General features: G+C 63.5%; 24 protein-coding genes. 17 read left to right on the top strand and 7 right to left on the bottom strand.

The annotated features are described in order from the left end of the window. Positions 1 to 15 precede the first annotated feature (15 nt). From C4K27_RS05605 to C4K27_RS05640, 8 genes are all read left to right on the top strand, one after another. Entirely contained in the window at positions 16 to 1,017 is a 1,002-nt protein-coding gene (locus C4K27_RS05605; protein WP_007927977.1) for a response regulator, read from the top strand. Between the two features lie 108 nt (positions 1,018 to 1,125). Then, positions 1,126 to 2,221, top strand: a protein-coding gene (gene prfB / locus C4K27_RS05610) for a peptide chain release factor 2 (protein ID WP_097136878.1) whose coding sequence is annotated in 2 segments (ribosomal slippage) — positions 1,126 to 1,197 and positions 1,199 to 2,221 — 1,095 coding nt in all. Because the reading frame shifts where the segments join, the coding sequence is not laid out codon by codon here. Positions 2,222 to 2,331: 110 nt separating this feature from the next. Then, positions 2,332 to 3,831: a lysine--tRNA ligase gene (lysS, locus tag C4K27_RS05615; protein ID WP_007927975.1), complete on the top strand. Its 1,500-nt coding sequence runs from the start codon at positions 2,332 to 2,334 to the stop codon at positions 3,829 to 3,831. A gap of 101 nt (positions 3,832 to 3,932) precedes the next feature. Continuing rightward, positions 3,933 to 4,649, top strand: coding sequence for a TetR/AcrR family transcriptional regulator (locus C4K27_RS05620; RefSeq protein WP_007927974.1), 717 nt, complete (start codon positions 3,933 to 3,935; stop codon positions 4,647 to 4,649). Positions 4,650 to 4,712: 63 nt separating this feature from the next. Next, on the top strand, positions 4,713 to 5,258 hold the full coding sequence (locus C4K27_RS05625) for a hypothetical protein (RefSeq protein WP_053259772.1): 546 nt from the start codon (positions 4,713 to 4,715) through the stop codon (positions 5,256 to 5,258). Between the two features lie 33 nt (positions 5,259 to 5,291). Next, entirely contained in the window at positions 5,292 to 6,569 is a 1,278-nt protein-coding gene (locus C4K27_RS05630) for a flavohemoglobin expression-modulating QEGLA motif protein (RefSeq protein WP_053259773.1), read from the top strand. Between the two features lie 151 nt (positions 6,570 to 6,720). Then, positions 6,721 to 7,638, top strand: a complete 918-nt coding sequence (locus tag C4K27_RS05635; RefSeq protein ID WP_053259774.1) for an alpha/beta hydrolase — start codon at positions 6,721 to 6,723, stop codon at positions 7,636 to 7,638. Beyond that, the gene (locus tag C4K27_RS05640; protein WP_009042358.1) at positions 7,635 to 7,961 is read left to right on the top strand and encodes a PA3694 family proteiin; all 327 of its coding nucleotides are present in this window, start codon (positions 7,635 to 7,637) and stop codon (positions 7,959 to 7,961) included. Before C4K27_RS05635 ends, C4K27_RS05640 begins: the two co-directional genes overlap by 4 nt. A 108-nt stretch (positions 7,962 to 8,069) precedes the next feature. Here the strand turns inward: C4K27_RS05640 and C4K27_RS05645 are convergent, their stop codons facing one another. The 3 genes from C4K27_RS05645 to C4K27_RS05655 all read right to left on the bottom strand — a co-directional run bounded on the left by C4K27_RS05645 (position 8,070) and on the right by C4K27_RS05655 (position 9,956). Continuing rightward, positions 8,070 to 8,858, bottom strand: coding sequence for a lipotoxin F family OmpA-related lipoprotein LptF (locus tag C4K27_RS05645; protein ID WP_053259775.1), 789 nt, complete (start codon positions 8,856 to 8,858; stop codon positions 8,070 to 8,072). A 53-nt stretch (positions 8,859 to 8,911) separates the two neighbouring features. Then, entirely contained in the window at positions 8,912 to 9,325 is a 414-nt protein-coding gene (locus tag C4K27_RS05650; RefSeq protein ID WP_007927961.1) for a DUF4398 domain-containing protein, read from the bottom strand. A gap of 286 nt (positions 9,326 to 9,611) precedes the next feature. Next, complete coding sequence (locus tag C4K27_RS05655; protein WP_007927959.1) at positions 9,612 to 9,956, bottom strand: hypothetical protein; 345 nt, start codon at positions 9,954 to 9,956, stop codon at positions 9,612 to 9,614. 240 nt (positions 9,957 to 10,196) lie between these two features. On the opposite strand from C4K27_RS05655, the gene ppc reads away from it, so the two are divergent. From ppc to C4K27_RS05685, 6 genes are all read left to right on the top strand, one after another. After that, positions 10,197 to 12,827, top strand: a complete 2,631-nt coding sequence (gene ppc, locus C4K27_RS05660) for a phosphoenolpyruvate carboxylase (protein WP_053259776.1) — start codon at positions 10,197 to 10,199, stop codon at positions 12,825 to 12,827. Between the two features lie 289 nt (positions 12,828 to 13,116). Further along, complete coding sequence (adk, locus tag C4K27_RS05665; RefSeq protein ID WP_007927955.1) at positions 13,117 to 13,764, top strand: adenylate kinase; 648 nt, start codon at positions 13,117 to 13,119, stop codon at positions 13,762 to 13,764. 98 nt (positions 13,765 to 13,862) lie between these two features. Continuing rightward, entirely contained in the window at positions 13,863 to 14,537 is a 675-nt protein-coding gene (gene tsaB, locus C4K27_RS05670; RefSeq protein ID WP_053259777.1) for a tRNA (adenosine(37)-N6)-threonylcarbamoyltransferase complex dimerization subunit type 1 TsaB, read from the top strand. A gap of 185 nt (positions 14,538 to 14,722) precedes the next feature. Then, complete coding sequence (locus C4K27_RS05675; RefSeq protein ID WP_053259778.1) at positions 14,723 to 15,025, top strand: hypothetical protein; 303 nt, start codon at positions 14,723 to 14,725, stop codon at positions 15,023 to 15,025. Next, entirely contained in the window at positions 15,025 to 15,885 is an 861-nt protein-coding gene (locus tag C4K27_RS05680; RefSeq protein WP_053259779.1) for a DUF72 domain-containing protein, read from the top strand. The genes C4K27_RS05675 and C4K27_RS05680 overlap by 1 nt, the downstream gene beginning before the upstream one ends. 32 nt (positions 15,886 to 15,917) lie before the next feature. Further along, positions 15,918 to 16,745 carry an isocitrate lyase/PEP mutase family protein gene (locus C4K27_RS05685; protein WP_053259780.1) on the top strand — a complete coding sequence of 276 codons (828 nt, stop codon included), beginning with the start codon at positions 15,918 to 15,920 and terminating at the stop codon, positions 16,743 to 16,745. Positions 16,746 to 16,808: 63 nt separating this feature from the next. Here the strand turns inward: C4K27_RS05685 and C4K27_RS05690 are convergent, their stop codons facing one another. Further along, entirely contained in the window at positions 16,809 to 17,429 is a 621-nt protein-coding gene (locus C4K27_RS05690; protein ID WP_053259781.1) for a hypothetical protein, read from the bottom strand. A 94-nt stretch (positions 17,430 to 17,523) separates the two neighbouring features. Here C4K27_RS05690 and C4K27_RS05695 point away from each other — a divergent pair, with 94 nt between their 5' ends. Next, positions 17,524 to 18,306 (top strand): class I SAM-dependent methyltransferase, encoded by a 783-nt coding sequence (locus C4K27_RS05695; protein ID WP_009047192.1) that lies wholly within the window; start codon positions 17,524 to 17,526, stop codon positions 18,304 to 18,306. 71 nt (positions 18,307 to 18,377) lie between these two features. Here the strand turns inward: C4K27_RS05695 and C4K27_RS05700 are convergent, their stop codons facing one another. Beyond that, entirely contained in the window at positions 18,378 to 19,022 is a 645-nt protein-coding gene (locus C4K27_RS05700) for a TetR/AcrR family transcriptional regulator (protein ID WP_053259782.1), read from the bottom strand. 93 nt (positions 19,023 to 19,115) lie between these two features. Between C4K27_RS05700 and C4K27_RS05705 the strand changes: the two genes are divergently transcribed. Together C4K27_RS05705 and C4K27_RS05710 are read left to right on the top strand one after the other, a co-directional pair. Beyond that, on the top strand, positions 19,116 to 20,216 hold the full coding sequence (locus C4K27_RS05705; protein WP_053259783.1) for an efflux RND transporter periplasmic adaptor subunit: 1,101 nt from the start codon (positions 19,116 to 19,118) through the stop codon (positions 20,214 to 20,216). 6 nt (positions 20,217 to 20,222) lie between these two features. Next, positions 20,223 to 23,288 (top strand): efflux RND transporter permease subunit, encoded by a 3,066-nt coding sequence (locus C4K27_RS05710; protein ID WP_053259784.1) that lies wholly within the window; start codon positions 20,223 to 20,225, stop codon positions 23,286 to 23,288. Positions 23,289 to 23,403: 115 nt separating this feature from the next. Here C4K27_RS05710 and C4K27_RS05715 read toward each other — a convergent pair whose 3' ends face one another. Together C4K27_RS05715 and C4K27_RS05720 are read right to left on the bottom strand one after the other, a co-directional pair. After that, positions 23,404 to 24,093, bottom strand: coding sequence for a DUF4197 domain-containing protein (locus tag C4K27_RS05715; RefSeq protein WP_053259785.1), 690 nt, complete (start codon positions 24,091 to 24,093; stop codon positions 23,404 to 23,406). A 27-nt stretch (positions 24,094 to 24,120) separates the two neighbouring features. Further along, the gene (locus C4K27_RS05720; protein WP_053259786.1) at positions 24,121 to 24,519 is read right to left on the bottom strand and encodes a YbaY family lipoprotein; all 399 of its coding nucleotides are present in this window, start codon (positions 24,517 to 24,519) and stop codon (positions 24,121 to 24,123) included. Positions 24,520 to 24,544 lie beyond the last annotated feature (25 nt).

Below are 24,544 nucleotides of genomic sequence, written 5' to 3' on the forward strand. Positions count from 1 at the left end.
CTCAGGTGACAACCCATGAATGATTTACAGCTCGACGATTTTAAAACCGATGAAAATGCTGCGATGGTGCTGCTGGTCGACGACCAGGCAATGATCGGTGAGGCTGTGCGGCGTGGGTTGGCGAATGAAGAAAACATCGACTTCCACTTTTGTGCCGACCCGCACCAGGCCATTGCCCAGGCGATCCGCATCAAGCCGACGGTGATCCTGCAGGACCTGGTGATGCCCGGCCTGGACGGGCTGACGCTGGTGCGCGAGTACCGCAACCACCCGGCGACCCAGAACATTCCGATCATCGTGCTTTCGACCAAGGAAGACCCGCTGATCAAGAGTGCGGCCTTCGCCGCCGGGGCCAACGATTACCTGGTCAAGCTGCCGGACAATATCGAACTGGTGGCGCGCATCCGTTACCACTCGCGCTCCTACATGACCCTGTTGCAGCGGGACGCGGCCTATCGCGCACTGCGGGTCAGCCAGCAGCAGCTGCTCGATACCAACCTGGTGCTGCAGCGCCTGATGAACTCCGATGGACTGACCGGCCTGTCCAACCGCCGGCATTTCGACGAGTACCTGGAACTGGAGTGGCGCCGGGCAATGCGCGACCAGACCCAGTTGTCGCTGCTGATGATCGATGTCGATTACTTCAAGTCCTACAACGACAACTTCGGTCATCTGGAAGGCGATGAAGCCCTGCGCAAGGTGGCGACGGCGATCCGCGAAGCCAGCAGCCGACCGTCGGATCTGCCGGCGCGTTACGGCGGGGAGGAGTTTGCCCTGGTGCTGCCGAACACCTCGCCTGGCGGGGCGCGGCTGGTGGCCGAGAAACTGCGCCAGACCGTGGCCGCGCTGAAGATTCCGCATATCGCGCCGACCGAAGGGGCGAGCCTGACCATCAGCATTGGTCTGTCCACCATGACGCCGCAGCCGAGCACCAGTTGCCGGCAATTGATCTCGGCCGCCGACAAAGGCCTGTATCTGGCCAAGCACAATGGCCGCAATCAGGTGGGGATCGAGTGAAAAAAACCGCCACCGCGGGGGCCTAAAGCCGCCAGGCGGGCTGCCGCACCAGCTTGATTACGTTATACTCGCCGGCTTTCAAAAGTTCGCCAACGAGTGCTGCCTGCCATGGAAATCAACCCGATCCTTAACACTATCAAGGACCTGTCCGAGCGCTCCGAAACTATTCGGGGGTATCTTTGACTACGATCAAAAGCATGAGCGTCTGACCGAGGTCAACCGCGAGCTTGAAGATCCGAACGTCTGGAACAAGCCTGAATACGCCCAGGAACTGGGCCGCGAGCGCTCCGCGCTGGCACAGATCGTCGAGACCCTGGACGAGTTGTCCGGTGGTCTGGCCGATTGCCGCGATCTGCTGGAGATGGCCGTCGAAGAGAACGACGAAGGCGCGGTAGGCGATGTGGTCGCCGAACTGACCCGTCTCGACGAGGCCCTGGCCAAGCTGGAATTCCGTCGCATGTTCAGCGGCGAAATGGACATGAACAACGCCTACCTGGACATCCAGGCCGGCTCCGGCGGCACCGAAGCCCAGGACTGGGCCAACATCCTGCTGCGCATGTACCTGCGCTGGGCCTCCAAGCGTGGCTTCGACGCCACCATCATGGAACTGTCCGAAGGCGAAGTCGCCGGGATCAAGGGCGCCACCGTGCACATCAAGGGCGAGTACGCCTTTGGCTGGCTGCGCACCGAGATCGGCGTGCACCGCCTGGTGCGCAAGAGCCCGTTCGACTCCGGCGCCCGCCGCCACACCTCGTTCTCGGCCGTATTCGTCTCGCCCGAGATCGACGACAAGGTGGAAATCGAGATCAACCCGGCGGACTTGCGCATCGACACCTATCGTTCCTCCGGTGCCGGTGGCCAGCACGTAAACACCACCGACTCGGCCGTACGTATCACCCACGTACCGACCAACACCGTGGTCAGCTGCCAGAACGAACGTTCCCAGCACGCCAACAAGGACACCGCCATGAAGATGCTGCGGGCCAAGTTGTACGAGCAGGAAATGCAGAAGCGCAACGCCGCTTCCCAGGCGCTGGAAGACACCAAGTCCGACATCGGCTGGGGTCACCAGATCCGCTCCTACGTGCTCGATGCCTCGCGGATCAAGGATCTGCGTACCAACATCGAACGCAGTGACTGCGACAAGGTGCTCGACGGCGACATCGACGAATACCTGGTGGCCAGCCTGAAATCGGGGCTGTAAGCCGCGACACCCATGCCGCGGGCACGGCGCGCTTCTGTAGGAGCGAGGCTGGCCCGCGATCCCTTGCCACAGGCAAGGGGCAACGTACCTGTGATGGAAAATTTAAAGACATGAGCGACCTACAACTCGACCAGGCCCTGCAACAGGAAGAAAACACCCTGATCGCCCTGCGCAAGGAAAAGCTTGCTGCCGAGCGCGCCAAGGGCAATGCCTTCCCGAACGACTTCCGCCGCGACAACTACTGCAACGACCTGCAGAAGCAATACGCGGACAAGACCAAGGAAGAGCTGGCCGAGGCTGCAATCCCGGTCAAGGTTGCCGGTCGCATCATGCTCAACCGTGGCTCGTTCATGGTGATCCAGGACATGACCGGGCGGATCCAGGTCTACGTCAACCGCAAGACCCTGCCGGAAGAAACCCTGGACGCGGTCAAGACCTGGGACCTGGGCGACATCATCGCCGCCGAAGGCACCCTGGCCCGTTCCGGCAAGGGCGACCTGTACGTCGAGATGACCCAGGTACGCCTGCTGACCAAGTCGCTGCGTCCGCTGCCGGACAAGCACCACGGCCTGACCGACACCGAGCAGCGCTATCGCCAGCGCTACGTCGACCTGATCGTCAACGAAGACGTACGCGAAACCTTCCGCGTACGTTCGCAAGTCATCGCCCATATCCGCAGCTTCCTGATGAAGCGTGATTTCCTGGAAGTGGAAACGCCGATGCTGCAGACCATTCCCGGCGGTGCGGCGGCCAAGCCGTTCGAGACCCACCACAACGCCCTGGACATGGAAATGTTCCTGCGTATCGCCCCGGAGCTGTACCTCAAGCGCCTGGTGGTCGGTGGCTTCGAGAAAGTGTTCGAGATCAACCGCAACTTCCGTAACGAAGGCGTTTCGACCCGGCACAACCCTGAATTCACCATGTTGGAGTTCTACCAGGCCTACGCCGACTACGAAGACAACATGGACCTGACCGAAGAACTGTTCCGCGAACTGGCGCAATTGGTCCTGGGCAGCACCGACGTGCCGTACGGCGACAAGGTGTTCCACTTCGGCGAGCCGTTCGCCCGCCTGTCGGTGTTCGACTCGATCCTCAAGTACAACCCCGAGCTGACCTTTGAGGACCTGAACGACATCGACAAGGCTCGCGCCATCGCCAAGAAGGCCGGTGCCAAGGTGCTCGGCTTCGAAGGCCTGGGCAAGCTGCAGGTGATGATTTTCGAAGAGCTGGTCGAGCACAAGCTGGAGCAGCCGCACTTCATCACCCAGTACCCGTTCGAAGTCTCGCCGCTGGCCCGTCGCAACGACGAGAACCCGAACGTGACCGACCGTTTCGAGCTGTTCATCGGTGGCCGCGAAATCGCCAACGCCTACTCCGAGTTGAACGACGCGGAAGACCAGGCCGAGCGTTTCATGGCCCAGGTGGCCGACAAGGACGCCGGTGACGACGAAGCCATGCACTACGATGCCGACTTCGTTCGCGCCCTGGAGTACGGCATGCCGCCGACCGCCGGTGAAGGTATCGGCATCGACCGCCTGGTGATGCTGCTGACCAACTCCCCGTCGATCCGCGACGTGATCCTGTTCCCGCACATGCGGCCGCAAGCGTAAATATGTTGAATAAAAAGCCGCCGCTAACAGGCGGCTTTTTATTGTCTGTGTGGCACTGACGTACTGCTTTTTTCATTTTTTATGTGAGAGGAATACCTGTCGTGAACCGTGCAATTGCTCAAGAAGGTGCAGCTGGCATCGCCACTGCGGTCGCTGAAAGTGTTCAGTACCAAGGCCGCAAGGCCAGCCGACAGGGCAGTGAGCAACGTCGCCAGGATATTCTCGACGCGGCCATGCGCATCGTCGTGCGCGATGGCGTGCGCGCCGTGCGTCATCGCGCGGTCGCCGCCGAAGCCGGTGTGCCGCTGTCGGCCACCACCTACTACTTCAAGGATATCGATGACCTGCTCACCGATACCTTCGCCCAATACGTCGAGCGCAGCGCCGCCTTCATGGCCAAGCTGTGGGCCAACAACGAGGGCTTGCTGCGGGAGATGGTCGCCTATGGCGACGGCAGCCCGCAGTCCCGCGCGCAACTGGCCGATGACATTGCCCGTCTGACCGCCGATTACGTGCAGCGCCAACTGCACAACCGCCGCGAGCATCTGATGGCCGAGCAGGCGTTTCGCCAGGAAGCGCTGCTCAACCCGCGCCTGGCGCTGCTGGTGCGTTCCCACCAGCAGATCCTGCTGCAGGGCACCTGCCAGTTTTTCCAGGTATTGGGTTCCCGCGAGCCGCAACAGGATGCCAAAGTGTTGACGTCTATAATCGGACGGATGGAATATCAGGGCCTGCTCAACGGGGCAGAGCCTCTGGCCGACGAAGACATGCTGGGCATTCTGACCCGGTACATGCACCTGGTATTGGCCTCGGTGTGATCCGCCCGCCCGAACGCAGGCTGCGCTAGCGGCTACGGGTCGACTGCTGATAGGGAGTGTTGAATGAAAGCCTGGCGCGTTGTGATCGCCTTGTCGTTCCTGCTGCTCAGCGGCTGCCTGGTGTCCTTCAAGGAACCCTTGCCGGCCGACCAGGCGGCGCCCGCGGCGCTGCTCGGCAAATGGACCAGCAAGAATGCCTGGGGCGAACCGCTCACCCTGCAACTGAGCCGCATCGGCAACAACCGCTACAAGGCCGTCACTTCCGTCATGGCCAAGCCGCAGCAGCACGATACTTATGAGTTCACCGTTTCCCGCCACGGCAGCCGCTGGTATCTCTCGGCGGCGGTGCCCCAGGCGCTCGGTGGGCACTTCACCATCGCCGGTTTCGAGTTGACCGACGAACACGAGCTGGTGCTCTACCAGCTCGATCTCGAGCAGATCAATCAGGCCCGCGGGCAGAACGCCCTGCGGGGCGAACCGTTCGACACCAAGGACGGCGAGGGCGTGCTGATCGACAGCGCGCTGCCACAGGTTTTCGCCTATCTGGACGATCCCGCCAACTCCGACGTGTTCGTCGAGGCGGCGCGCTTCCAGCGGGCAGGCAAGTAAACGCAGTACAGACGTTTTAACGGGAGTTTTGGGGTGGACGATTACCAGCAGACGATACGCACCTTGTCCGATCGCATTGTGCTGGCACAGACGCCGATCCGCGTACTGGATGCGGTGAAGTGGGATGACAACATCCGCAAAGGTTTCCTCAAGGCCAAGGGCAAGGAAATGCCGGCGGTGGACCGCGCCTATTACGAAGGCCGGCCGCTGTCTTTCGACTCCAGCGCGGTGAAGCTGGAGTTCCAGAACATCGAGCGTGACATCACCCGCCAGCTGGGCCAGTTCAACCCGGTGGGGCAGATCATGCGGCGCATGTGCAAGGAGTACCGCATGGTGGTGCGGATGCTCGAGGCCCGTGGCACCGAGGACTTCGGGCTGATTTCCCAGGAACTCTACGGCGCGGCCTCCGACGCCTTTCATGCCGGCGACCCGACCCTGGCCGACCTGGGCCTGATGCTCTCGGATTACCTGAACAATATCGACGGCCGTGGCGATCTCAAGGACGAACCCAAGACCCTGAGCGCCAAGGAAGCGGTGAACCTGCTGCAAAGCCGGCTGAACAAGGTGTTCGGCGAGGCCGAGGAAACCATCCGGGTCTTCGAGTCCGATGGCATAGTCGCGGACGCGGCGGCCGGCGCCGACTACATCAAGATCCGCGCCGACGCGCTGTTCAACGATCGCGATGTGCGCGCCCTGGAAGTCCACGAAGGCCTGGTCCACGTGGGCACAACCCTCAACGGCCTGAACCAGCCGATCTGCACCTTCCTGTCCAAGGGCCCGCCCTCGTCGACCGTGACCCAGGAAGGCCTGGCGATCCTGATGGAGATCATTACCTTCGCCTCCTACCCGAGCCGTCTGCGCAAGCTGACCAACCGCACTCGCGCCATTCACATGGTGGAGGAGGGCGCGGACTTCATGCAGGTGTTCGAGTTCTTCCGCGAGCAGGGTTTCGAAATGGCCGAAAGTTATGGCAATGCCAGCCGGGTGTTCCGCGGTTCGGTGCCGACGGGCCTGCCATTCACCAAAGACTTGTCCTATCTCAAGGGCTTCATCATGGTTTACAACTACATTCAGTTGGCCGTGCGCAAGGGCAAGCTCGAGCAGATACCTTTGCTGTTCTGCGGCAAGACCACCCTGGAGGACATGCGGACCCTGCGCCAGTTGGTCGACGAAGGCCTGGTGGTGCCGCCCAAGTACCTGCCGGACCAGTTCCGCGACATGAACGCGCTGTCGGCCTGGATGTGCTTCTCCAACTTCCTCAATCACCTGAGCCTGGACCGGATCGAGGCGGATTACTCGAACATCCTCTGACGCATACCCTGTAGGAGCGGCCGATCGACGTTAGATTGCCCGCGATAAAGGCGCCGCGGTTTTTCCGAGCCACCGCGCCATCGGTTATCGCGGGCAAGCCTCGCTCCTACGGAAGTATCCTTTTCATCCCCTGTCGCGAGGCTTCAAACGGATGCGAGTCCTCAGCATTGTCTGCCTGCTGCTGACCCTGAGCGGTTGCAGCTCGCTGCTGTTCTATCCCGAGCGGGGCCTGCCGTTCACCCCGGACAAGGCCAGGCTCGACTACCGCGACGTCACCCTGACCACCGCCGACGGTACGCGCTTGCACGGCTGGTGGCTGCCGGCCAAGGCCGGGGTGCCGGTCAAGGGCACGGTGCTGCACCTGCACGGCAATGGCGGCAACCTGTCCGGGCACCTCGGCGGCAGCTGGTGGTTGCCGGAGCAGGGCTACCAGGTGCTGCTGGTGGACTACCGTGGCTACGGGGTGTCGCAAGGCAAACCGAGCCTGCCGGCGATCTACCAGGACGTCGACGCGGCCTTCCAGTGGCTGGACCGGGCGCCCGAGGTCCAGGGCAAGCCGCTGATTGTCCTGGGCCAGAGCCTGGGCGGCGCCCTGGCCATCCACTATCTGGTGGAACAGCACCCGGAGCGCCAGCGCCAGCTCAAGGCCATAGTCTTCGACGGGGTGCCGGCCAGTTACCGCGAGGTGGGTCGTTTTGCCCTGAGTACGTCCTGGATGACCTGGCCGTTCCAGGTGCCGCTGTCCTGGCTGGTGCCGGATGGCGACAGTGCGATCAAGGCCATCGCGCGCCTGGATGGCGTGCCCAAGCTGATCTACCACAGCATCGACGATTCCCTCGTACCGCTTTCCAACGGCATCCGTCTGTATCAAGCTGCGCCCCCGCCCAGGGTGCTGCAGCTGACCCGAGGCGGTCATGTGCAGACCTTCGCCGACCCGGTCTGGCGCCAGGTGATGTTGCGTTACCTTGAGGACCCGCAGCATTTCAACGGCCTGCGCCGCCTGGGCGAAATCCCCAATTACCCCACACCTTTGAATCCAGTCGTAGAACCTCCAGAGAGTCCGCAATGAGCGAAGAACGTAACGCCATCCCCCTGATCATCACCGGTATCTGCAGCATCCTCGGCACCGTGGCGTGCCTGTGGTACTACGGCTACCTGCATTTCGCCAAGCCGGAGGATGCGCTGCTGCTCAACGATTTCACCATGCTCAAGACCGTGCCCGGCGAAGACTACAAGGTGTCCCTGGAGCCGGCGGCCGAGGTGGCGCAATGCATCGATGGCGTGCTGGTGCTGTTCGACACCGAGCAGAAGGGGCTGACGGGCGTGCTGATCAACAACAAGAAGCGCGCCGTGCGCTGCATGGGCCAGGAAACCCCGAAGCTGGAGCAGTGACCGGTCGGCATGCCAGCGCAAGCCGCGATCCGGTTGCCGGATAAAAAAGCCCCGCCGGTCAAGGCGGGGCTTTTTATTGGCTGCGCGGTTTATCGCGCGGGGCCGGGCTTAGTTGGCGCTGATGGCCGAACGTGGCGCGACCGGCTGGTTGTCGTTGGAAATGGTCACTTCCACGCGACGGTTCATGGCGCGCCCGGAAACACTGCCGTTGTTGGCAACCGGATATTCCTTGCCATAACCCTGGGCGACGATGCGTGCCGGATCGACACCCATCTTGATCAGGGCGACCTGTACCGAAGTGGCGCGACGCTCGGACAGCGACTGGTTGTAGGCCGCGCTGCCGGTGCTGTCGGTGTAGCCCTCGACTATCACTTTGCGATCAGGGTTGTCGCGCAGGAACTGCGCCAGCTTGTTGATGTTGACCAGGCCGCTGGATTTCAGGTCGGCCTTGTTGGTGGCGAACAGTACGTCACCGAAGGTCACCAGCGTACCGCGGTCGGTCTGCTTGGCGTTGAGGCTCGATTGCAGTTGCTTGATCTGTGCGTCACGGGCATCCAGAAGCGCCTTGGCGCGCTGGTCGCCGGCGTCCTTGAGCTGGGTTTCCGCGGTGCGCAGGGCGATGGTCTGCTTGGCCACTTCAATCCGCTGGTTGGTCAGGTAGGCCAGTTGGTCGACCTTCTTTTCGTCCTCCTTGTTCAGGTAGGCCTTGTCGGCCTTGTCCAGCCATTCGCTGGCGTCCTTGGTCTCCAGGGCCGCCACCTTGGTGGCCTGCGGGTTGGTCTGCAGGGCGGAGTAGTTGGTCCGGGCGTTTTCCAGGTTGGCGTTAGGCGGGGTGGAGCATGCCGCCAGCGCTACGCTCAGGGCCAACAGGGCAGGGATCATCAGTTGTTTGCGCATAATGGTTTCGTCCTTTTATCGATTGCGAATACGTGGGAATCGGCGCCCGCGGCTCATTGCACGCTGCGCATGCCTTCCTGACGTAGTTCCTGAACGCCTTTCTGAGAGTCCTTCAATGCCTGTTCGGCCTTGGCTGCCTGAGCCTTGCGCTCGGCGACGCGGGCGTCCCATTCGGCCTGCTCGGCCAGACGCCGGGCTTCGTCGTAGTTCTTGTCGTGCATGGCGAGCTCGGCTTGCTTGAGCTTGTCCTGAGCCGATTTCATTTCCACCGCGGCAAATTCGGTACCGCCTGCGCTGACTGCGCTGTTGACCGCAGATTGCGTCACCGCGTATTGCTCGCTTGGCGGATTACCGGCGCAACCGGCCAGGACCAGGCTGCTACCGAGAGCCAGCGCGGCCAGTTTCAGCCCGCGCAGAGAGGTTGACGAGGATTTGGCAGTGCTGATCTTCATGGTCTTCAACTCCATTGGATAACTCCTGAAAAACATCAAAATCCATCCCGGTTCCGACGCCGTAACGCTGAGTGACGACAAGGCTGGGGGCGTTGAAAATGAAACGGCCGTTCCAGTGATGGTTATTGGCTGTGACCCGAGGCTTTTTTGAATAGTTCAGAGAAGATGGCCTATCGCCCGGAAATTTCCTGACTGTGTGGACAAGGCTCTAAATAAGGAACTTTTGCCGTGCGCAGGGGTACTCCTGACCCGATCCGGGGTCAGGAATAACGCTCTTATCGGTGAGAAATGCAGGCGTGGATCAGTGTTTCTGCTCGTCTGCCTGAGCCGACAGATCGTGCAGATAACGCCGCGACAGGGCGAGAAAACGCGGGGTAGGGCCGATGTCTTCGTAGAGTGGATCGCCTTCTTCGTCGGTGGCGACCACATGCTGGCCCTGGACATAAGGGAAGCTGGTCTCGAGTTCCTCCAGGGCGGCCCCGATCAGCTCGCCGAGCAGTTCCTCGGTCCGGCGCTTGGGGTACATCTCGGAAATCGCCGCCAGGCGTGCGGCGGCTTCGACATCCAGATAGATCGTGTAGCCGGTCTGGGTCAGGCGACCCTTGGCGTTTTCTTCCCAGTGTTGCGCGAGCTCACGGATTTTCATGGCAACCTCAATGAACACCTGCTTGTGGCAGGGCTTGGTGAGTGACCGGCCTGTGCCGGCGCTAAGCCGTTGTGCGGCTTACTCTTGAGACTAGCTCCATCGTGCAAGGTTTAAAGGCGCTTCGTCGTGCACCGGCGTTGCCCGCAGCCGTTCGCGTCAAGACCGCCCTTGCTAATAGCCATGTGCTGGCGGCACTCTTGGGGCTTACCAGGAGCCCCGAGTCCGCTGGAGAACAGGTAGATGACCGATATTGATGCGCGCTTGCGCGAAGATGTTCACCTGCTGGGTGAGCTGTTGGGCAACACCATTCGTGAACAGTATGGCGAGGGTTTCCTCGACAAGATCGAACAGATTCGCAAGGGTGCCAAGGCCGACCGACGCGGTTCGCTGGATGCCGAACTCAGCGCCAGCCTCAACCAGCTCAGCGAGGAAGAGCTGCTGCCGGTGGCGCGGGCGTTCAACCAGTTCCTCAACCTGGCCAACATCGCCGAGCAGTACCAGTTGATTCACCGTCGCGAGGAGTCGCAGCCGGCACCGTTCGAGTCGCGGGTGCTGCCGGAACTGCTGGCGCGCCTGCGGGCCGAAGGCCATGGTGCCGAGGCGCTGGCCCGGCAGTTGGGACGGCTGGAGATCGAGCTGGTGCTGACCGCCCACCCCACCGAAGTCGCCCGCCGCACGCTGATCCAGAAATACGATGCCATCGCCGCGCAGTTGGCTGCCCAGGACCATCGCGACCTGACCTCGGCCGAGCGCGCGCAGATCCAGACACGCTTGCAGCGGCTGATCGCCGAGGCCTGGCACACCGAAGAAATCCGCCGGACCCGGCCGACCCCGGTGGACGAAGCCAAGTGGGGCTTCGCGGTGATCGAGCATTCGCTGTGGCAGGCCATCCCCAACTATTTACGCAAGGCCGACCAGGCCCTGCATGCGGCCACCGGCATGCATTTGCCGCTGGAGGCGGCGCCGATCCGCTTCGCTTCGTGGATGGGCGGCGACCGTGACGGCAACCCCAATGTCACCGCGGCGGTGACCCGCGAGGTGCTGTTGCTGGCGCGCTGGATGGCCGCCGACCTGTACCTGCGCGATGTCGATCAACTGGCGGCCGACCTGTCCATGCAGCAAGCCAACGCGACATTGCGGGCACTGGCCGGCGACAGCGCCGAGCCGTATCGCGCGGTGCTCAAGCAATTGCGCGAGCGCCTGCGGGCCACCCGCAACTGGGCCCAGGCCTCGTTGAGCGGTAGCGTGCCGGCGACTGCCCAGGTGCTGCAGAACAACCGCGAGCTGCTGGACCCGCTGGAGCTCTGCTACGAGTCCCTGCACGAATGCGGCATGGGCGTGATCGCCGACGGTCCGTTGCTCGACTGCCTGCGCCGCGCGGTGACCTTCGGCCTGTTCCTGGTGCGCCTGGACGTGCGTCAGGACTCCTCGCGGCACACCGCGGCCATGACCGAAATCACCGACTACCTGGGCCTGGGCCGCTATGGCGACTGGAGCGAGAAGGAGCGCATCGATTTCCTGATGCGCGAACTGGGCAGCCGTCGTCCGCTGCTGCCCGGTTATTTCAAGCCCTCGGCCGACACCGCCGAAGTGCTGGCGACCTGCCGGGAAATCGCTGCGGCCCCGGCGGCTTCGCTGGGTTCCTATGTGATCTCCATGGCCGGCGCGGCATCCGATGTGCTCGCCGTGCAACTGCTGCTCAAGGAAGCGGGCGTGCTGCGGCCGATGCGCGTGGTGCCGCTGTTCGAAACCCTGGCCGACCTGGACAACGCCGGCCCGGTGATCGAGCAGTTGCTGCTTCTGCCAGGCTATCGTTCGCGCCTGCAGGGCCCGCAGGAAGTGATGATCGGTTATTCCGACTCGGCCAAGGATGCCGGCACTACCGCTGCCGCTTGGGCGCAGTACCGGGCCCAGGAAAAACTGGTGGATATCTGCCGCGAGCAGCAGGTCGAGCTGCTGCTGTTCCATGGTCGCGGTGGCACCGTGGGGCGTGGCGGCGGCCCGGCCCACGCGGCGATCCTGTCGCAGCCGCCGGGTTCGGTGGCGGGGCGCTTCCGTACCACCGAGCAAGGGGAAATGATTCGTTTCAAATTCGGCCTGCCGGACATCGCCGAGCAGAACCTCAATCTCTACCTGGCGGCGGTGCTGGAAGCGACCTTGCTGCCGCCGCCCCTGCCGCAGCCGGCATGGCGCGACCTGATGGACGAACTGGCCGACGATGGGGTGAAGGCCTATCGCGCGGTGGTGCGGGAGAACCCGCAGTTCGTCGAGTATTTCCGCCAGTCCACGCCTGAGCAGGAACTGGGGCGCCTGCCACTGGGCAGCCGGCCGGCCAAGCGGCGTGCCGGTGGCATCGAAAGCCTGCGGGCCATCCCGTGGATTTTCGGCTGGACCCAGACCCGCCTGATGCTGCCGGCCTGGCTGGGCTGGGAAACCGCCTTGAGCAAGGCCCTGGAGCGCGGGGAGGGCGAGTTGCTGGGGCAGATGCGCGAACAGTGGCCGTTTTTCCGCACGCGCATCGACATGCTGGAGATGGTGCTGGCCAAGGCCGACGCGGATATCGCCCGTTCCTACGACGAACGATTGGTCGAACCGGCGCTGCTGCCATTGGGTGCGCATTTACGCGACTTATTGTCGCAGGCGTGTTCGGTGGTCTTGGGGCTGACCGGTCAGTCGCAGTTACTGGCACATAGCCCCGACACCCTGGAGTTCATTCGCTTGCGCAATACCTACCTGGACCCGCTGCATCTATTGCAGGCCGAACTGCTGGCCCGTTCGCGGCGCCAGGACGGCGCCCAGGACAGCCCGGTGGAACAGGCGCTGCTGGTGTCTGTGGCGGGGATTGCCGCCGGTTTGCGCAATACCGGCTAAGGTAATTGCTGGGGTTTTCAGTGGCTTGGCACGCTACTTCGAGCGCTGGCCCGAGAGGGCTGGCGACCGTCGCCAGGCGACACTTTGTTATGGGGTTGCGACCAGCAATACCCTGTCGCCAGGGCATAAAGGCGGCGGGTTGCTCCGACTTTCGGCTGCTTGTGTGCGCTGTGTCGGCTGTGTATCTTGATCAGCCTTTGGCCGTTTGGGCGGCCACTATCCCATTTCCGAGATTGGCCCCACGAGGCGAATCCGAGCGTTTCTAAATAAAAAATTGAGGAGCACATCGATGCGCGTAATTCTGCTGGGAGCTCCCGGGGCCGGTAAAGGTACTCAGGCAAAGTTCATCACCGAAAAATTCGGCATTCCGCAAATCTCCACCGGCGACATGCTGCGCGCAGCGGTCAAGGCCGGCACCGAGCTGGGCCTGAAAGCCAAGAGCGTGATGGACGCCGGTGGTCTGGTCTCCGATGACCTGATCATCAACCTGGTCAAGGAACGCATCAGCCAGGCCGATTGCGCCAAGGGTTTCCTGTTCGACGGCTTCCCACGCACCATTCCTCAGGCCGAAGCGCTGGTCAAAGCCGGCGTCGAGCTGGACAACGTGGTCGAGATCGCCGTCGACGACGAAGAGATCGTCCAGCGTATCGCTGGCCGCCGTGTGCACGAAGCCTCGGGCCGCGTTTACCACACCGTCTACAATCCGCCGAAAATCGCCGGTAAAGACGACATCACCGGTGAAGACCTGGTCCAGCGTAAAGACGACACCGAAGAAACCGTGCGTCATCGCCTGTCGGTCTACCACTCCCAGACCAAGCCGCTGGTGGAGTTCTACCAGAGCCTGGCCGCCAGCCAGGGCAAGCCGAAGTACAGCCACATCGCGGGCGTCGGTTCGGTCGAGTCGATCACCGGCAAGGTGCTCGAAGCGCTGAGCTGATCAGTCGTACCAGCTTGATCTTCAACGGCCCGCTTGCGGGCCGTTGCTGTTTATAATGCGTCACTTTTTTCAACTTCCTCTGCCTTATGGATACATCGATGAGCACCTTGCTGGCCCTGGACACCGCGACTGAAGCCTGCTCGGTCGCCTTGCTGCACGACGGCAAGGTGACGAGCCACTACGAGGTGATCCCGCGCCTGCATGCACAGAAGCTGCTGCCGATGATCCAGAAGCTGCTGGCCGATGCCGGCACCAGCCTGCAGGCCGTCGATGCCATTGCCTTCGGTCGCGGGCCTGGGGCCTTTACCGGTGTGCGGATCGCCATCGGCGTGGTCCAGGGCCTGGCCTTCGCCCTGGAGCGCCCGGTGCTGCCGGTGTCGAACCTGGCGGTGCTGGCGCAGCGCGCATTGCGCGAACACGGCGCGACCCAGGTGGCCGCCGCCATCGATGCGCGAATGGATGAGGTCTACTGGGGCTGCTACCGCGAAGTGGCGGGCGAGATGCGCCTGGCAGGGGCCGAAGCGGTGCTGCCGCCGGAAGCCGCTGCGTTGCCGGCGGACGCCAGCGGCGACTGGTTCGGCGCGGGCACCGGCTGGGGCTACGCCGAGCGTATCGGGGTCAATCTCAGTGGCCAGGACGCGGGCATGCTGCCCCACTCCGAAGATTTGCTGACCCTGGCGCGCTTTGCCTGGGAACGCGGCGAGGCGATCCCGGCGGACGAGGCGCAACCGGTGTACCTGCGGGACAAGGTGGCGACGCCAAAAGCGCGCTGACAGGCCGCTGCAGAGCTGTTCGCCACCACGAGCCCGCGTGGCGAGCGTGTCAATCGTCAGGTTTTCGTGCCAGTTTCCGGTGGCTTTTAAACCTTTTGCATTTTCTGTGTTCTAGTTATCACTCGGCATTTGCGTAGTCGGCGAGGTGCCGCTAAATTGCCATCATCGATATCGAGCATGTGATTATGCGCATAGACGGCATTTCCTCTCAGTCCTACCCCATCAAGCGCAAGCCTCGCAAAGGCAGCGTGCTGCTGGACGACTCCCTCGAGGACGCAGATGCCGTCGAAGTCCAGCCCGAGACTTCAGCCCAGGCGCGCTCCCAGGCTTCCGCCGGGCGCACCAGCAACCTGCCCGCCCGTCCGCAGGACATGATCTTCCACCGCGCCATGAAAAGAAGCGTGGCCAATGCCCTGGCCAGTTACCTGACCACCGCCGGTTTCGTCGATTGGGATATGGAAGTGGTGGGTCTCGACCTGCACATCTGATGTTGCTGCCTTATTACCTCGGTTGTCCTTCCTGGAGCGAAAACGCCTGGCGTGAGTACCTGTACCCGGAAAGCGCGCGGCCGACGGATTTTCTCGGCCTGTATTGCCAGGTCTTCAATGCCGTGGAAGGCAATACCACCTTCTATGCGCGCCCCGCCGAGGCCACGGTGCAGCGCTGGGCGCAGACCATGCCCGAACATTTCCGCTTCACCGCCAAGTTTCCCGGCGACATCAGCCATGGCGGCGACCTGCGCGAACAATTGGGCGCGGCCGAGAGCTTCCTGCAGTTGCTCAGCCCACTGGGCGAACGTGTTTCGCCGCTGTGGCTGCAACTGCCCGCAAGCTTCACACCGCAGCGCCTGGCGGAACTGGCGGGCTTTATCGACGCCCTGGAGCGGCCGTTGGCGGTGGAAGTCCGGCATCGGGATTTCTTCGCCAAGGGCGATGCCGAGCGCATGCTCAACCGCCTGCTGCTGGATCGTGGCGTGGAGCGCATCTGCCTCGACCCGCGCGCCTTGTTCAGTTGTACTTCCAGCGAGCCGTCGGTGCTCCATGCGCAATCGAAGAAACCCAAGGTACCGCCGCGCCCGGCCGCCTTCACCCAGTTTCCCCAGGTGCGCTTTATCGGTCATCCGGAGCTCGAGGCCAACGATCCATTCCTGGTGCCCTGGATCGACAAGGTCGCCGGCTGGATCGAGGAAGGGCGAACCCCCTACATCTTCCTGCACACCGCCGATAACCGCCTGGCCGCCGAGCTGGCGCGGCGTTTCCATGCGCGCCTGATGGAGCGCCTGCCTGGATTGCCGGCCTTGCCTGAGCTATACAGAGAGCCCGCCGCGGAGCAACTCGGCTTGCTCTGAGCGGGATCATTTCCCTGTCCAGGAGTCCGCCAATGGATGCGCAAACCCTTCGTGCCCAAACCTTCAAGGCCCTGCATGAGCGTGATCGGGCTTTCGTGATTCCCAACCCCTGGGACGCGGGCTCCGCCAAGATGCTGGCCAGCCTCGGCTTCGAGGCTCTGGCGACCACCAGCGCCGGTTTGGCTTTTTCCCTGGGGCGCCCCGACGCCGAAGGTGCCTTGTCCCTGGAGGACACCCTGGGTAACGTTCGCGCCATAGTCGGCGCCAGCAGCCTGCCGGTGGCGGTGGACCTGGAGAACGGTTTTTCCGACAGCCCCGAAGGCTGTGCCCGGACCCTGCGCCAAGCGGCCGCCTGCGGGGTGGTGGGCGGCTCCATCGAAGACGCCACGGGCCGGGCCGATGATCCGATCTATGACTTCAAACTGGCGGTCGAGCGTATCGAGGCGTCGGTCGCCGCAGTGCGGCAATTGCCTTTTCCCTTTGTGCTCACGGCACGGGCGGAAAACCTGCTGCATGGCCGGCAGGACCTGCCGGACACCCTTCGCCGCCTGCAAGCCTATGCCGAGGCCGGCGCCGATGTGCTGTATGCGCCTGGGTTGCGCTCGGCCGAGGAAATCATCGCCGTGGTCCGCGCGGTGGCGCCCAAACCGGTCAACGTGCTGATGTCGGGCGGCCTGAAATTGACCCTGGCGCAGTTGAGCGAGCTGGGGGTGAAGCGGATCAGCGTCGGTTCGGCCCTGGCGCGGGCCGCCTATGGCGCCTTCTATCAGGCGGCGCAGGAAATCCGCGACCACGGCAGCTTCGACTTTGCCGACCAGGCTTTGCCGTTCGGGCAGATCAATCAGTTGTTCAAGGACTGAGCGGTCGGGTTGCCGCTGGGCGCCATTGCCGGTAGTGGATCTGTCGGTGAAACCGGCTTGAGGTCAGGCGGCGATCCGCAGGTTCTGCAGGATCAGCGGACGCGCCCAGCCGGTATCGAAATCGAACTGTTTCTGTTGCTCGATGAGCTCTTGCGGCGGGAAGGGCGGGAAGGGTTTGTCCAGCAGCTCCAGTTCGAATTCGGCGATCGGCAGGTGCAACGGCCGCGGTTGCGGCGCCGGGCCCGGCTCGGGCAGGGGCTGGCCGGCATTGAGGACAATGGGGCGTACCCAGCCGCTTTCGAAGTCTTGCTGGTGTTGCTGGGCGGCGATTTCTTCCGGTGGGAACGGCGGAAACGGTTTGTCCAGCAGCTCGGTCTCGAACTCGGCGATCGGCAGGAACAACGGTTCCGGCGGGCGGATCTCGGTGTCCTGGACGTCGCAATGACGCTGGGTAACGATTTGCGCCAGCAGGTCGCTGCCGCCATGGGGTTCGGTCGGGCCGTCCACGGCCACCGGAGAATTGTCGTCAGTGACCTTCGTGCCATCGCCGCGTTGCTCGGCCAGCGCCTGGGCAAAAAAATCCTGCCACAGATGGCTGACGCCGCTCAGTGCCTGGGAATTTTTTAGGCCGTAATCGCCGTGGGGCGATATGACGCCAATGGATAGGCTTCGAATGTCTGACATTTCTCTCGGGTCGACGCTCAGCTCTGGCAAAATGCCGGATAGTTCTTTTATCGGCAGTTTTTGCCGATCATTAATTTTTTGAGCGTGTTTTCAGATGAGTGAGCAACCAGCGGCCTGCCGTATCAAAGTCGAGGCCTTGGCCGAGGCATTCCAGCCGCAGGCCGCGCATTGGGCCGAGCGACTGGGGCTGCCATTGCAGATCGACGAGGCGGAGTTCGCCCTGCAGGTCGGCGAGCAGGGCTTGCAACTGCAGCAGCTCGGCGCCGATGCGCCAGGGCCGGTGCGGGTGGACTTTGTCGAGGGTGGCGCGGCGCACCGGCGGCTGTATGGCGGCGGTAGCGGGCAGATGATTGCCAAGGCGGTGGGGATTGCCCAGGGCGTGCGCCCGCGGATCCTGGATGCCACGGCGGGGCTGGGCAAGGATGCGTTCGTCCTGGCCAGCCTCGGCTGCGAGATGAGCCTGATCGAGCGCCAGCCCTTGATCGGCGCCTTGCTCGAAGACGGCCTGGCCCGGGCGGGAGAGGATTTCGAGGTGGCGCCGATCGTGGCGCGCATGCACCTGCTCAAGGGCAACTCGATCGAGGTGATGCGCAATTGGGAGGGCGAGCCTCCCCAGGTGATCTACCTGGACCCGATGTTCCCGCATCGGGAAAAGACCGCGCTGGTGAAAAAGGAAATGCGCCTGTTCCGCCCACTGGTCGGGGACGACCCGGACGCCCCGGCGCTGCTGGAGGCCGCCCTGGCCCTGGCCAGCCACCGGGTGGTGGTCAAGCGCCCGCGCAAGGCGCCGTGCATCGCAGGCCCCAAGCCGAGCCATGCGCTGGATGGCAAATCCAGCCGTTACGATATCTATCCGAAGAAGGCGCTCAAGGCCTGATCTTTATCGGGCCTTTCGGCTGTCTATAGCGAGCAGGGACCGGGCGTCCCGCTCGCTCCGTTGGCACAACCTCAGGCCGACCCCGGCCGATACGCCCGCATGAACAACCCCACCACTTCCCGCACATGCTCCTCGGCGGCTTCGTCGCTCAGCGGCTCGCCGCAGTCGTAGAGCAGACGAAAGTTCGCCGCGCCCTTGAGCAGGCAGAAGAAGTGCTCGGCGGCATTGCGCGGTTTGTCGATGCGCAGGGCACCGCTCTGGTCAATCCTGGTCAGCAGCCGCTCCATGCCTTGCACCATGCGCTGCGGTCCGGCCTCGAAGAAGATCTGCGAGAGCTTCGGATCCTGGCTGCCCAGGGCCATGATCAGGCGATGCAGGTTCAAGGATTCTTCGCTGTTGATCAGCAGGTGAAAGCCCCGGCCAATGTTCAGCAACACGCTTTCGATCGGCATGCCGGCCGGCAGCTCGAAAATCAGCGTCGGCAACTGCTCCTCGCATTTGGCCATCACCGCGGCGGAGAACAGGGTCTCCTTGTCGTTGAAATGGCTGTACACCGTCAGCTTGGAAACACCGGCTTCGGCGGCTACCGCGTCCATGCTGGTGTTGGCGTAGCCATTGCTCAGGAACAGCGCTTTCGCGGCTTCGAGGATGGCCTGGCGTTTTGCCAGGTCCTTGGGGCGGCCGGGGCCGTTTGAGGTGGAAAGATTGTCGGACATTCTTCGCTTTAATACTGGACTGGTGAGTTTGCTATTAATAACATGCCCGCCAGTATAATTATTCGAAGCACCCTTAGCGAAAGGTCCCCCGCCATGTTCCGCTATGCCTTACCCCTCGCGTTGCCCGTCAGCCTGGCCGTTCTGCTGTCCGCGTGCGGACATGAAGAAACGGCGCAAACCACCGTTCGCCCGGCCATAGTGGTGCAGCCAGAGCCTGCGGCGCAGGCCATGGACAGCTACCCCGGCGAGGTCCGCGCGCGTTACGAACCGGACCTGGCGTTCCGGATTGGGGGCAAGGTCAGCCGACGACTGGTCGATGAGGGGCAGCGGGTGAAAGCCGACCAGCCATTGGCCGAGCTCGATCCGCAGGACGTGCGGCTGCAACTGGAAGCCACCCGGGCCCAGGTGGCGGCGGCCGAAGCCAACCTGAACCTGGTGCGCTCCGAGCGTGACCGCTACAAGACCCTGATGGATCGGCAACTGGTTAGCCGTTCCCAGTACGACAACGCCGAGAATCTATATCGCTCCGGCCTGGCCCGGCTCAAGCAGATCAAGGCCGAGTTCGACGTGGCCAGCAACCAGGCCGGTTACGCCGTGCTGCGCGCGCCCCAGGACGGTGTCGTGGCCCGGCGCACGGTCGAGGTCGGGCAGGTGGTCGCCGCCGGCCAGACCGTCTTTACCCTGGCTACCGACGGCGAGCGGGAAGTGCTGATCAGCCTGCCGGAGCAGGGTTTCGGCCGTTTCCGCATCGGCCAGCCGGTGTCGGTGGAGTTGTGGAGCCAGCCCGACCAGCGTTTCGCCGGGCAGATCCGCGAGCTGTCGCCGGCCGCCGACCCACGCTCCCGTACCTTCGCTGCCCGCATCGCCTTTACCGCCGGCAAGGTCCCGGCCGAACTGGGGCAGAGTGCCCGAGTGTTCATTCAGACAGCGGGCAGTGTGCCGCTGTCGGTGCCGCTGTCGGCGGTGACCGCGGAAAACGGTGCCGCCTATGTCTGGCGGGTCGACGCCAACAACATTCTGAAAAAGACCCCGGTGCGCCTTGGCGCCTTTGGCGAAAAGAGCGTGCCGGTGCTCGAAGGCCTCGGGGTCAGCGACTGGGTGGTGGCGGCGGGTGTGCATGTGCTCCATGAGGGGCAGCAGGTGCGCCCGGTGGATCGCTCCAACCGCGTGGTCAATCTGGCGGCCAAGGAGTAATCCCCGATGGGTTTCAATCTTTCCGAATGGGCGTTGCGCAACCGCCAGATCGTGCTGTTCCTGATGCTGTTGCTGGCCATTGTCGGGGCGTTGTCCTACACCAAGCTGGGCCAGAGCGAAGACCCGCCCTTCACCTTCAAGGCCATGGTGATCCGCACCAACTGGCCGGGCGCCACGGCCCAGGAGGTTTCCCGGCAGGTCACCGAACGCATCGAAAAGAAATTGATGGAAACCGGTGAATACGAGCGCATCGTCTCGTTTTCCCGCCCGGGCGAGTCCCAGGTGACCTTCATGGCGCGCGACTCGATGCACTCGAACCAGATCCCCGAGCTCTGGTATCAGGTACGCAAGAAGATCAGCGATATTCGCCATACCCTGCCGCCGGGTATCCAGGGCCCGTTCTTCAACGATGAGTTCGGCACCACCTTTGGCAATATCTATGCGCTGACCGGCGACGGTTTCGACTACGCAGTGCTCAAGGATTACGCCGACCGCATCCAGATCCAGCTGCAGCGGGTCAAGGACGTGGGCAAGGTCGACCTGCTGGGCTTGCAGGACGAGAAGGTCTGGATCGAGCTGTCGAACGTCAAGCTGGCGACCTTGGGTCTGCCCCTAGCGGCGGTGCAGCAGGCCCTGGAGGAGCAGAACGCGGTGTCCACCGCCGGCTTCTTCGAGACCAGCAGCGAGCGTCTGCAATTGCGGGTGTCCGGTAATTTCCAGAGCGTCGAGCAGATCAGTAACTTCCCGATCCGGGTGGCCGACCGCACCTTCCGTATCGGTGATGTGGCGGATGTGCATCGCGGCTTCAACGATCCACCGGCGCCGCGCATGCGTTTCATGGGCCAGGACGCAATCGGCCTGGCCGTGGCGATGAAGGATGGCGGCGACATCCTGGTGCTGGGCAAGGCCCTGGAACTGGAGTTCGCCCGGATCCAGAAAAACCTCCCCGCCGGCATGGAGCTGCGCAAGGTCTCCGACCAGCCGGCCGCGGTGAAGACCGGCGTCGGCGAGTTCGTCCAGGTGCTGGTGGAAGCCCTGGCGATCGTGCTGCTGGTGAGCTTCTTTTCCCTCGGCGTGCGCACCGGCATGGTGGTGGCCCTGGCGATTCCGCTGGTGCTGGCGATGACCTTCGCCACCATGTACTACCTGGGGATCGGCCTGCACAAGATCTCCCTCGGCGCGCTGGTGCTGGCCCTGGGCCTGCTGGTGGACGACGCGATCATCGCGGTGGAGATGATGGCGATCAAGATGGAGCAGGGCTACGACCGGCTCAAGGCCGCCAGCTACGCCTGGACCAGCACGGCGTTCCCGATGCTCACCGGCACCCTGATCACCGCCGCGGGTTTCCTGCCGATCGCCACGGCGCAGTCCGGCACCGGCGAATACACCCGTTCGATCTTCCAGGTGGTGACCATCGCCTTGCTGGCCTCATGGATCGCCGCGGTGGTGTTCGTACCCTACCTGGGCGAGAAGCTGCTGCCGGACCTGGCCAAGCTGCATGCGGCCAAGCACGGCAGCGCCGACGGCCAGCCCGATCCGTACGGCACGCCGTTCTATCAGCGGGTGCGGCGGATGGTGGAATGGTGCGTGCGCCGGCGCAAGACCGTGATCGCCTTGACCGTGCTGCTGTTCATTGCCTCGGTGATGCTGTTCCGCTTCGTGCCGCAGCAGTTCTTCCCGGCTTCCGGGCGCCTGGAGCTGATGGTCGACCTGAAACTGGCCGAGGGCGCATCCCTGAGCAACACCGCCGATCAGGTCAAGCGCCTGGAGGCGATGCTCAAGGATCACGCCGGCATCGATAACTATGTGGCTTACGTCGGCACCGGTTCGCCGCGTTTCTACCTGCCCCTGGACCAGCAACTGCCGGCGGCGAGTTTTGCCCAGTTCGTGGTGCTGGCCAAGACCATCGAGGAGCGTGAAAGCCTGCGCAGCTGGCTGATCGAAACCCTCGACGAGCAGTTCCCGGCCCTGCGTTCGCGGGTCACCCGCCTGGAGAACGGCCCGCCCGTGGGCTACCCGGTGCAGTTCCGCGTCACCGGCGAGCACATCGAAGAGGTGCGGGCCCTGGCGCGCAAGGTGGCGGCCAAGGTCCGCGAGAACCCCCACGTGGTCAACGTGCACCTGGATTGGGAAGAACCGAGCAAGGTGGTCTACCTCAATATCGATCAGGACCGTGCGCGGGCCCTGGGCGTGAGTACCGCCAACCTGGCGAAATTCCTGCAAAGCTCGCTGACCGGTTCCAGCGTCAGCCAGTACCGCGAAGACAACGAGTTGATCGAGATCCTGCTGCGCGGGACCTTGCATGAACGCACCGAGCTGTCGCTGCTGTCGAGCCTGGCGGTGCCCACCGACAACGGCAAGAGCGTGGCGCTGTCGCAGGTCGCGACCCTGGAGTACGGCTTCGAGGAAGGCATCATCTGGCACCGCAACCGCCTGCCGAACGTCACCGTGCGGGCCGACATCTATGGCAAGGAACAGCCGGCGACCCTGGTGCAGCAGATCCTGCCGACCCTGGAGCCGATCCGCGCCGAACTGCCGGACGGTTATCTGCTGGACGTCGGCGGCACCGTGGAAGACTCGGCGCGTGGGCAGAACTCGGTGAAGGCCGGCGTGCCGCTGTTCATCGTGGTGGTGCTGACCCTGCTGATGCTGCAACTGCGCAGCTTCTCGCGCACGGCGATGGTGTTCCTCACCGCGCCGCTGGGGCTGATCGGTGTGACCCTGTTCCTGATGGTGTTCCGTCAGCCGTTCGGCTTCGTGGCGATGCTCGGGACCATCGCGCTGTCGGGGATGATCATGCGCAACTCGGTGATCCTGGTGGATCAGATCGAGCAGGACATCGCTGCCGGGCTCACGCCGTGGCAGGCGATCATCGAGGCGACGGTCAGGCGTTTCCGGCCGATCGTGCTGACCGCGCTGGCGGCGGTGCTGGCGATGATCCCGTTGTCACGCAGCGTGTTCTTCGGGCCGATGGCGGTGGCGATCATGGGCGGGCTGATTGTCGCGACGGCGCTGACCCTGCTGTTTCTGCCGGCGTTGTATGCGGCGTGGTTCCGGGTCAGGAAAACCTGATTCGCCTGTAGGAGCGAGGCTTGCCCGCGATCTAGACGCCGCGGTGTGTCAGGCACACCGCGGCGTCTAGATCGCGGGCAATCGAGCGTCGACCGGCCGCTCCTACAGGTAGGGGTTACAGGGTACCGAAGACTTTTTTCGCCAGGCTGGTGGCCGCTGCCGCCGGGTTCTCGCGAATGGTCGCTTCCTGTTTGCCGATCATCTCGAACAGGCCGTTGAGCGCCTGTTCGGTCACGTAGCTTTCGATATTCGCGTTCTTCGCATCCAGCACGCCGAAGGTGGCGGCCTGGCCGGCGAAGGCGTTGTACTGCTTGGCCAGGCCCACCTGGTCGGTGGCCTGCTTGACGATCGGCAGGAACTTCACGCGGATCTGTTCGCGGCTGGTCTTGCTCAGGTACTGGGTGGCGGAATCCTTGCCACCGCTGAGAATGCCCTTGGCGTCCTCCACGCTCATCTTCTTCACGGCATCCACCAGCAGCGCCTGGGCCTGCGGCACGGCGGCCTCGGCGGCCTTGTTCATGCTGGTCTCGAGTTCCTCGACCTGGGCGCCCATGCCGAACTGCTTCATTTTCTTCGCCACTTTGCCGAGGTTGCCCGGCAGTTCGATGCGCACATCCGGGTTGTTGCTGAAACCGCCGGCGGTGCCCAGTTGTTTGACCGCGACCTGGGCTCCCTGGGTCAGGGCATCCTTGAGGCCGCCGGTGGCGTCTTGCTGCGACAGGTCGCCGAGGGACAGCGCCAGGGCACTGGCACAGATCAGCAGACCGGCGCACAGGCTGGTGAAGCGAAGGGAAGAACGGAGCATGGCAGCTTCCTTGTTCGAGAAAAGGGATTAGCGAACCGCGTCGACGCGGATTTTCAGCGGTTGCGGATCGCTGCCGTCGAGTTTCACCCCGTTGTGCTCGGTGGTGACGAACAGCAGTTTGCCAGCCACTTCGATCCGCGCGCTGACCGAATAACGGTGCCCGGGTTTGACCTGGGCCGGGTCGTAGCTGAGGTGGAAGGGCAGCGGCACCTGGCCTTTGACCGGGCCTTTCTGTTCGGCCAGCAGCACCGCGGGGGCGTCGGCCAGCGACACGTCCTGCAGGCTGACGCTCAGGGTGGCGGCTGGCGGCAGGGCGATGCGTTGCAGGTAGAAGACTTCGCCATCGAGGCTGGCTTTGCTGGCAGGTTGCATGCTGTTACAGGCCCCGAGCAGGGTGGCAAGGGCGAGCAGGGTGAACTTTTTCATGTTGGATCTCCGTATCGGGGGGCGC

This window comes from Pseudomonas chlororaphis subsp. chlororaphis, from assembly GCF_003945765.1.
Taxonomy (GTDB): domain Bacteria; phylum Pseudomonadota; class Gammaproteobacteria; order Pseudomonadales; family Pseudomonadaceae; genus Aquipseudomonas; species Aquipseudomonas chlororaphis.